General features: G+C 53.0%; 4 protein-coding genes. All 4 read right to left on the reverse strand.

Features of this window, described 5'->3' with window-relative positions; all coding sequences use genetic code 11:
• Positions 1-626: ATP-binding protein (locus tag QCH34_RS09535; protein WP_300333331.1), on the reverse strand; the 626-nt coding region annotated here is incomplete at its 3' end.
• A 113-nt stretch (positions 627-739) separates the two neighbouring features.
• Positions 740-1,351 (reverse strand): flavodoxin family protein, encoded by a 612-nt coding sequence (locus QCH34_RS09540; RefSeq protein ID WP_300333333.1) that lies wholly within the window; start codon positions 1,349-1,351, stop codon positions 740-742.
• Between the two features lie 31 nt (positions 1,352-1,382).
• On the reverse strand, positions 1,383-2,003 hold the full coding sequence (locus QCH34_RS09545) for a flavodoxin family protein (RefSeq protein WP_300333335.1): 621 nt from the start codon (positions 2,001-2,003) through the stop codon (positions 1,383-1,385).
• A gap of 110 nt (positions 2,004-2,113) precedes the next feature.
• Positions 2,114-3,217, reverse strand: coding sequence for a sulfopyruvate decarboxylase subunit beta (gene comE / locus QCH34_RS09550; RefSeq protein ID WP_300333338.1), 1,104 nt, complete (start codon positions 3,215-3,217; stop codon positions 2,114-2,116).
• Positions 3,218-3,222: the final 5 nt, after the last annotated feature.

Below are 3,222 nucleotides of genomic sequence, written 5' to 3' on the forward strand. Positions count from 1 at the left end.
CTTTCAGCAAAGAGGAGTACTCCGGCAAGATTCAACATCCCATCATCTGTTGCCAGATTCATGTTCTTTAAGAGGTTTAGCAACTTTTCAGGAGATTCCGGATACGGAAGGTTATAAACATCCCGGAGAAATGCCCGGAATCGAAGTGAATCCAGGTTCCCGATACCCGCTTTTGTCGGCAACTCATCTGCATGAAACTGATCAACGCTCTGAAAAAGGCGGCATAATTCCTCTCTTGAGTTTACCCTCCTTTTGTCAGAACCAACTTTGAGCCAGATAACGCCATTTTTATCAAAGTATGGCTTGTCTCTCCCCTTTGGTATAGTCAATATGATCACAATCCGATCATGACCTATATTGATATTCTCAGTTTGAACTGGGAGTGGACTCCTTACATGTTGTGAAGCGGCATTGCTGATGATCTGGTTGATACGGCTTACATCCCTGAGAGTGAGACCTGGTGCTGATCCATCATCTGCAACACCAATAAGAATAATCCCGCCTTCCGAATTTGCAAATGCTGCCATTTCAGCCGCGAGAGAGTCGGCGTTGGTAATATCCTGTTTGAACTGACGATGGCTGTCTTCACCGGTTGCAATGATGGCTTTTAGGTCGGAAGGAGTCATTGAACGCTCATACCTTTCTTTTTGTTTGATGTATTGTGGAATCGGATCAATGTGCGTTATTGTACAAGGAGAGAGTACATTACAATTTCCATTGGTTTTTGGGGTATTGAATCTTATTCCCCTTCAGTTTTTGCACTCATCGATTGAAGCTCCCCCACTGCCTTCCTCCCCCTCTTCTTCGCCTCTTCAAGTGCCGTCGGGTGGCCCTTGATCCCCTTATACTCATCCATATTGTTGGCGATGATATTGTCGGTGTATTCAAACCCGATATCATTGAAGAATGCAGTGATTACCGGGTATGCCCCGTCAAAGACATGATCCCAGTTCTGGCCGGCGGTTGAGATGAAGAAGCCCTTGTGCCGCTTTATATGATCGTACTCAAAGTAGAGATCCTTCAGGATGAACTTCCTCGCCCAGTAGACCTGCCCCCGGTCGATGAATGCCTTCAGTTCAGCGGTGATCCCCATCGAATAGATGGGGGATGCGAGGGCGACGATGTCGGCTTCCAGGATCTCGTCAAAGAGCGGGGTGATATCATCGGTTAAAACACATTTCCCGGTCTTGTGGCAGGCATTACACCCCTTACATGAGGTGAATTCGAGGTCTCGGAGGATCACCTTCCGGGTCTCTGCACCGGCCTCCTCCGCACCTGCGAGGAATGCATCAAGGAGCGTCTCGGTGTTGCCACCCTTCCTCGGGCTTCCTGAGATCCCAAGGGCGTTCATCGTCTCTCTCCGTTCATATGCTCATCTCTCATCAAAGACGCTCTCCCTTCATCTCCCGCATGGTGGCGATCACGTCATCTGCAAGCGCCACTGCATCCGCTTCTGCTGTTGGATGATCGTTGATTGCTCCCTTCTCATCGACATTATTCACCATCAGGTACCGGATATCCTTGTTCTTCACATCGATGACATTAAAGAGGCATTTGACAGACGGAATCGCTGCATCAAAGACATAATCCCAGTCCTGACCCGCCGATGCGAGGAAGATGCCAATCCGCTTCCCTTTCCGTTCAGGCGGCACGATCGGCAGTTTCAGGACATATTTCCGTGATCTGAATACCTGTGCCCGGTCGATGAGGGCCTTTGGCTGTGCCGCAATCCCCATGCAGAAGATCGGCGAGGAGAGGATGATGATATCGGCTTCGATAATTTTTGGCTCAACCCAGACGATATCATCCTTCTGGATACATGCATTCAGCTTCTCACAGGCATTGCATCCCTTGCAGGGTGCGATATTGATATCGGCGAGGGCGTGCTTCTCCACTTCCACACCGGGCTGCTTCTCCATCTCTTCGAGCACCCAGTCGAGGAGCGTCTCTGAATTGCCGTGGCGGCGGGGGGAACCGGCGAAGGCGAGGACCTTGATTACCATACCAGAAGATTATCCCCGGTATAGATAAAGGCTCGTCGTTTTCATCCGGCAGAGGTATCTATCTGCTTTGATCGGTGCCCTCGATCCCGTTCACCTGATCCGGACAGGTATCATTTCCCTGATGAAACCGCCTGCATAAACCGATCCCGGATCTCTCCAGGCGAAAGCGGGATATTCGGAACCGCCGAATTGCCGGGCCTGATGATCACGTGGATGAACCGGGGCCCGGCTTTCTTCTCCGATATGGCAGCATCAAGCGCCTCTTCAGTCTGCACCTGCACACAGTTATGGATGCCGGCAGCAGAGGCGACCTGCGCAAGATCAGTGGTGGCATACCCTTGTGTAATCTGGTTCCCGGTGGAGCCGAAGGTGCCGTTGTCAAGGCAGCAGATGGTGAGGTTCTTTGGAGAAAGTGAGGCGATGACGGGAAGGATCGAAGATCCAAGGAGCGAGCCGTCACCGTCGATCACCACCACCTCCCGATCCTGTGCAAGGGCGAGGCCGAGGCCGATCGGGGATGCCTGGGTATAGGAGCCGAGCATGTAGAAGTTCTCAGGGCGGTCGGAAACGGCATGCAGCTCCTTTGAGGGGATGCCGATATTGCTCACACAGAGTGCCCTGCCAAGATGAGGGGCGAGGGTGGTGATTGCATCGTACCGGGTCATCTGCGGCGTATGGATCACTGAACCCGGAATCGAAGGCACTGACCTGTTCCGTTCAGGGAACGACTCTGCCGGGCAGGAGCCACCATCAAAACAGGATGGGGAGATGAGAGTGACGGTGGGTATGCCCTCGGCAAACGAACGTCGGATCATCTCCTGAAGGCGTGGGAGTTCATCCGGCTCCATGATGGTTGCATATGGGATGCCTGCACCATCAAGGATAGCCGGAAGGCGGGAGTTGAAGGGTATCTGTGCGGGGATCACTTCGTTCTGCACCCCACGCCAGCTCGCGATGATCGGGAGCGGCAGATGGAAGGTACCGTGGAGTGAGAGGAGGGCATTGAACATGTTGCCAAGTCCTGAGCTCTGGATGACAATCGCAGGCCGCCCCCCGGCAAGGTATATGCCGGCCGAGACACCGACCCCGTCCTCTTCACGGAGGAGGGGAACATGCGGAAAGGCACCTGTTGCCAGGGCACAGAGCGTGCCTGCCTTATCGCAGGGGAGGTGGGAGATGAGGGTGATCTCCTCTTCTTTCAGGATTCTGATGATTGCGT

It is taken from the genome of Methanocalculus sp., from assembly GCF_029762515.1.
Taxonomy (GTDB): domain Archaea; phylum Halobacteriota; class Methanomicrobia; order Methanomicrobiales; family Methanocorpusculaceae; genus Methanocalculus.

What these genes read in the sequence shown, in the direction of transcription:
- QCH34_RS09540 (WP_300333333.1), bottom strand. Translation starts at nt 1,351, where the DNA reads ATGAACGCCCTTGGGATCTCAGGAAGCCCGAGGAAGGGTGGCAACACC.
- QCH34_RS09545 (WP_300333335.1), bottom strand. Translation starts at nt 2,003, where the DNA reads ATGGTAATCAAGGTCCTCGCCTTCGCCGGTTCCCCCCGCCGCCACGGC.